The 3,622-nt window shown below is 67.4% G+C and carries 3 protein-coding genes; all 3 read right to left on the reverse strand.

Annotated elements, in window-relative coordinates; translation table 11 throughout:
• Positions 1-1,634 (reverse strand): metallophosphoesterase (locus M7H19_RS00595; protein ID WP_298175738.1); only part of this gene is annotated, 1,634 nt, incomplete at its 3' end.
• A 9-nt stretch (positions 1,635-1,643) separates the two neighbouring features.
• Positions 1,644-2,687, reverse strand: a complete 1,044-nt coding sequence (locus M7H19_RS00600; RefSeq protein ID WP_298175740.1) for an endonuclease/exonuclease/phosphatase family protein — start codon at positions 2,685-2,687, stop codon at positions 1,644-1,646.
• 116 nt (positions 2,688-2,803) lie between these two features.
• Positions 2,804-3,484, reverse strand: coding sequence for a GntR family transcriptional regulator (locus tag M7H19_RS00605; protein WP_298175742.1), 681 nt, complete (start codon positions 3,482-3,484; stop codon positions 2,804-2,806).
• Between the last annotated feature and the right edge of the window lie 138 nt (positions 3,485-3,622).

Consider the following 3,622-nt stretch of genomic DNA (forward strand, 5'->3'; position numbering starts at 1 on the left):
AGGTGACCGTAGTGCTTTCCGCCGGCGAGCAGTCGCTTCGTCCCGCCGACGGACGTCCACAGTTCCGGCTCGCTCTGGTCGGCGGTCCACTGGCTGAACGTGTTGTAGTTCAGCAGCGGGTTCTCGAGCAGGCCGCCCTCGTGCCGCACCCCACGCAGACCGTCGCCGGAGATTCCGACGTCGTAGTAGTGCACGCCCACGCCGTCGCCGTCGGCGTCGACGAAACTGCGTTCGAACATCTCACTGTGCCCGGAGATCACCGCGGCGACCCCGTACTCCTCGAACAGCGGGTGATACACCCGCATGGGGGTGCCGCCCTGCCCCGAGGTCTCCTCGTGGTTCATCGGCAGCCCGTGCTCCCCTGAGCTGTAGGGGGAGTGGTGGAACTGGACCAACACGATCCTGCCGTCGGCCCGGGCGTCCTGGAGCTGCTGCTCGGCCCACTGCCATTGCGGGCTGCCCGGGTTGTAGTCGGACAGGTCGGTACCACCGGCGGCTTCGTACTCTTCGCGGGTGAAGTTCTCCTGGGTGTCGGTACCCGGTCCGGTGTACTCACGGCCACTGATCTTGTCCTCGGGAGCGTAGCTGTCGGCGGTGTCATCCGGCTCGCCGTTGTTGCTGTCCAGCGTCAGGACGGTGACGGGGCCGTAGTCGACCCGGTAGTAGTTGTCCTGGTGCTGCGGATTGCCGTTGCTCGGCGAGTCGAAGTAGGCGTGGAACTTCGCCCTGGACCGCACGACCGGGGTCCGGTCCTCCGGGGTGCCGTAGCCGTCGTTGATGGCGCCGAAGCTCTCCCAGTTGCCGAACGCGGGCAGGATCGGCACCGATGTGAGCAGGTCGCCGTTCGGCCCGGCCAGCAGGCCGAAGAACTCGTCCCATCCCGGCTGGTACCCGCCGCCCTGAACGAGGTCGCCGGCCAGCAACAGCGCGTCGGGCGACCGCTTCTCAACGGCGGCGAAGTTCTCGCGCAACCCCTCGTCCTCGGTGAGCGGATACTGCAGAACCCGCGCACCGGAGTTCGTCGTCGTGCCGTGGACCTGATCCCACTCGGAACCCTCAGCGGCTGACGGCCTCGACTCCCCGCCGTCGGCGATGGCGCCGTCGACCCACTCGCGCTTCTGCACCCGGCCCGCCGGCGACGTCTCGGCATCCGACATGGCAATCAACCGGATGTCGCGCCAGTCGTCGGCCGTGGGGGCGGTCTCGAAATGGCCGCGCACCGTGGAGTCGCCCTGTCGCACCGTGTACCGGTAACGGTGGCCAGGACGCAGGCCCTCGATCTCGACGGTGTGCTTGTAATTGTCCGGACCGAGCAGCCAGCTGCCCTGCTCCAATCCGGGGATCTCTTCCGAACGCTCGGCATCGGTGTAGGCGAGTTCGGGTTGCAGCTCGCCGGCGACGTCGTAGCTGCGATCGCCGCGGATGCCTGGGCCGCGCACGGTCAGTTCGCCCGGTTCGCCGTCCTCGGTGAACCAGGTGACGCGGATGCCGGACTCACTGGGACTCTGCAGGTACGGCAGGATCCGGAAGTCGTCGCCGGACGGGCCGGAGCCGGTGGCCGGCGCGGCCAACCCGAGCGGCAGGACCAGTGCCGCGACGCCCGCGGCGGCAATTGTTTTCCATCGGTGACTCATGCAGGCTCCTCAGCGTCGCAGCGTGACGTCGCCGACGACGATGCGATGGTCGGAGAACGGGGTGTCGAGCACCCAACCGGAGTCCGGCCGGACCTCGAAGTGGCGCGTGTCCACGAGAATGTAATCGATCTTCCGGTTGCTTTGGTAGGGCTGGTCATAGTCGTCCGGCAACCCCTCTTCGCCCATCGTCCACTCGCCTTGGCGGTGGGGGCAGGCGTCGAGGCCGAGGTTGAAGCGACGCACGATCGGCCAGCGCGGGTCCCGGCTGTCGACCTCGGCGAAGACGCCGTTGCCGCCGCACTTGCGGTAGAAGAAGTCCAGCGAAGGCAGGAACGGCAGTTCGTTCAAGTCGCCGAGCAACGCCACGGGCATGTCCTTGGTCATCGGCGTGATCGCCTCGGCGATGACCTCCGCCTGGGCGTAGTTGATGGAGCGTCCGTAGTTCGGGTCGTCCGCGATGTCGGGGTCGTCGGGGAAGGACGTCTCATCGACCAGCGGCAGCGGAACCTCGGTGTGCGTCACGCAGGCGCGCACCGCGGTCGCGTCCGGGATGGCGACATCCCCACACACGAGCTTGCGGTAGCGCTCGCGGTAGTGGTAGCCGAGGTCGAGGTACGGGGTGTCGCCGAACATGACCTGCTGCGAGTCGTACTTGCTGAGCAGCCCCATGACGTACCACCCCTCGGGGTTGACCTCCGGGTCGTGGCAGTTGGGAATGTCGTAGTTCGTGACGACGACGTGCTCGGTGAGGTCGCCGTAGCCTGGTTTCGCCTGCAGTTGGTCCCGAAGCGCGACCCACTGGGTGTAGCACATCTCGTTGAGGCCGATGATCTCCGCGTCCTGGCTGTAGATCTTCTGGACCGCGTCGGTCACGGGTGCTCCCGTGTCACCGCCGTTGAAGCCGTTGCCGGCGAAGTTGAAGTCCAGCATGCGGACTTGCCGTTCCTGCGGGTGCGGGGGAGTGTCCTCGGCGGTCGCCGGTACAGCGACCGCGAGTGGTGCGGCGAGGGCAGCGCACGCGGTCGCGGCCATGGCTACGAGCTTGATTCTCATTGCGCCTCCGATGCTGCGATCCTGTCTAGACCGGTATTGGTGGGCGGAACGTAGCACCGACGGGAGAGGCCGACAAGTGGTCGTGAACGGCCCGCGGCACGTGGCGGGCCGGCGGTCTAAGCCTCGGACGGGCGGCTGACGTGCATCTGGATCGCGTAACGGTCGCCGCGATAAAGCGAGCGTCCGAACTCGACCACGTTGCCCATGTTGTCGACCGCCACCCGCTCGATGAGGAACGCGGGGTCGTACTCGGGAACCTCGAGTCGCTTGGCCTCGGCGGGGCTGAGGCGCGCGATGGAAACCGTCTGTTCGGCTGACTCCAGGCGTACGTTGAACACCCTGGCCAGCACGTCGTACAGGGACTCGTCGCGACCCATGACGCTGAGCAGCCTGGGGTAGCGATCAGCTGAGAGGTTCGTGCGCTCCAGCGCCATCGGGATGCCGTCGGCGGTGCGGACCCGCTCGATGGCGTGTATCGGTGCGCCGGGCTCGATGCCGAGTTTCGCGGCGATGTCGCGGGGTGCTGGCCGAGTCCGCGCCCGGTAGCTGCGCGAACCGGGCGTCATCCCGCGGTTGCGCATGTCGTCGCTGAAGGATCGGAAGATCTCCGAGTGCGTGAGAGTGGGGTGCTGGACGAACGTGCCGCGACCGGACACGCGGCGGACCAGCCCGCGGGACCGGAGCTCCTCCATGGCGCCGCGCACGGTCATGCGGGCTACCCCGAACCGCTCGGCGAGGGCGCGCTCCGACGGGAGCAACGAGCCGTCGCGGGATTCGAGTACCAGTGTGGTCAGCACATCTTTGATGTGCTCGCCCTTCGGGCGATCGCCGGTCGTGAACACCTCCGACGCGACGTCGCTGGGCTCGTGGCGTGGCCTAGGCGCGGTCCTACTCCTTACTCGTAGATCGTGATCCCGACCTTAACAGCGGGTGAA

Source organism: Saccharomonospora sp., assembly GCF_027317685.1.
GTDB lineage: Bacteria > Actinomycetota > Actinomycetes > Mycobacteriales > Pseudonocardiaceae > Saccharomonospora.